The 1,967-nt window shown below is 47.7% G+C and carries 3 protein-coding genes; 2 read left to right on the forward strand and 1 reads right to left on the reverse strand.

What is annotated here, in order from left to right; genetic code table 11:
* Positions 1–298 (forward strand): hypothetical protein (locus CSQ88_RS23265; RefSeq protein ID WP_218963189.1); only part of this gene is annotated, 298 nt, incomplete at its 5' end.
* Here CSQ88_RS23265 and CSQ88_RS22320 read toward each other — a convergent pair.
* Positions 241–1,203, reverse strand: coding sequence for a GlxA family transcriptional regulator (locus CSQ88_RS22320; RefSeq protein ID WP_099400253.1), 963 nt, complete (start codon positions 1,201–1,203; stop codon positions 241–243). The two genes, CSQ88_RS23265 and CSQ88_RS22320, sit on opposite strands and share 58 nt — an antisense overlap.
* Positions 1,204–1,391: 188 nt before the next feature.
* Here CSQ88_RS22320 and CSQ88_RS22325 point away from each other — a divergent pair, with 188 nt between their 5' ends.
* Complete coding sequence (locus CSQ88_RS22325; RefSeq protein WP_099400254.1) at positions 1,392–1,679, forward strand: HU family DNA-binding protein; 288 nt, start codon at positions 1,392–1,394, stop codon at positions 1,677–1,679.
* Positions 1,680–1,967 lie beyond the last annotated feature (288 nt).

Consider the following 1,967-nt stretch of genomic DNA (forward strand, 5'->3'; position numbering starts at 1 on the left):
CGAATCGAATCTTCCAAATGTGCAGCTCTGCTCGCCATACTTCATGATTAATGAAAAAAAGAAATTATCTATCAATTATCCATCATTTGACTATAAAGTGAACAGCATTGGGATTGAGGGGGATTTGTCTTTGTGTGGTTTTCTTCGGCGGTTTTTTGTAAAGATATACAGTGCCTGCTGCCCATCTTTTTTAAAAGGGGAGCAAGTGCATCAAACTTATTCAGATGCTTATGAGCTTCATTACTTAGAGAATGCAGCGCGATCATCCCGGGGGGATACGCCAAAGTGGGCGCGGTAGGCGGTTGCAAAATGCGCACCAGAAGAAAAACCACAAGATAAACCAATCTGCACCACAGAAATCCCGGTACGTTGCAACATGGTGCGGGCCCGTTCTAAACGTAATTGCATATAGTGGCGGGTGGGCAGGGTATCTAAATGTTGCTTAAACAAACGCTCCAGCTGGCGGCGGGATAAATCAACGTGCTGTGCCAGCTCGTCGCTGCTGAGTGGCTCTTCTAAGTTGGCTTCCATTAATTGCAGCACGGCGCTGAGCTTGGGCTGGCGTTGCCCCAGTTGCAAAGCATGCGAAGTGCGCTGGCGGGTATCGGGTGTGCGCAGGTGTTCAATACATAAAGATTCAGCAATCTGCTCGGCTAAGCTAAGGCTTTGTTGCCTGGCTACTAAGGCCAGCAGCGCATCCAGCGTTGCAGCGCCTGCGCCGCAGCTAAAATAGTTGCGATCAAACTCATATATATTCTGTGTGCAAATTACGCGGGGAAAAGTCGCAGTAAATGCCCGCAGCTCAGGCCAGCGCACTGTGGCCCGGTGCTGATCTAATACGCCGCAGGCCGCCAGCCACCATGCGCCACAATCAATCGCCCCAACTAAAGTGGCGTTATTAAGCAGCGGTTTAAGCAGGGCAAGGCGCGGATCGTTCGCAAAAGGTGGCGTTTGGGAAACAACAAGTAATACATCAATCGTCAGGGTGTTGGGTAAGGCAGGAAGCTGAGGATAGTGTCCGCCCGTTGCCAGTGGTATCGCAGCGCCATCTAAAGAGTAGTACTGCACCTTATATAAAGACGCATCACTCATCGTGTTTGCCATGCCCAAAATAGTATCGATGCCAGCGATGCTCAGCAGGGGCGCCGGAGGCAAAAGCAGCACGGCAATTTGAATGACTTGGGAATTGAGTTTAAGAGGCATTTATCTATTTTTTCAGTAAATACACAGAATCGCAATTGTTGTTGTACCTGGTGTGTGAATGAAATGCTAATCAGATAACTGTTGCAGCAAAGCCTAATAAATAATCTTTCTCTCAATTTCAAACAGACATAGAGTAATAAGGGCTGGCACAATAGGCTCTAATTTATTTCAATATCTGGAATTTCACTATGAATAAGAGAGAGCTCATCGAGGCTGTACTCAGGGTTGCTGAGTACGAGTTACCAGGTATTTCTAAAAAGGCAGTAGAAGCCACCTTAGAAGCGCTGGGCGATGTGACTGGTGCAACTTTGAAAGGCGGCGGTGAAGTTACTTTGCCAGGGATTGGTAAATTGGCGGTTAAACACCGCGATGCACGCATTGGCCGCAACCCAAGAACAGGCGAGCCAGTGCAAATCCCTGCGAAGAAAGCACTGAAGTACACACCGCTCAAAGCCATCAAAGACGCAGTCGCCTAGTCTGCCAGCCATAAGGATTGATTGCTGCTTTTCTAAATCAATTACTTACGTTATTAAATCATTTTTATGTTGCGCAAGGGTTGACCGGATAAGGCCTCCTCGGTATAGTTCGGTCTCTCGCTGCAGCGCACACAGAAACACGGTGTTCGAGCAAGCTAGCCGATCTTTAAAAAAATACAGTCGATGAGTGTGAGTGCTTGATTCGGAAGCGAAACAAGTGCTTACGTGAGTAAGGAGTAACCAGCGATGGTTGCTCTGAATAAAGTAAGCCAGTAAGTACTAGCTTAG

The organism is Iodobacter sp. BJB302 (assembly GCF_002735645.1).
Taxonomy (GTDB): domain Bacteria; phylum Pseudomonadota; class Gammaproteobacteria; order Burkholderiales; family Chitinibacteraceae; genus Iodobacter.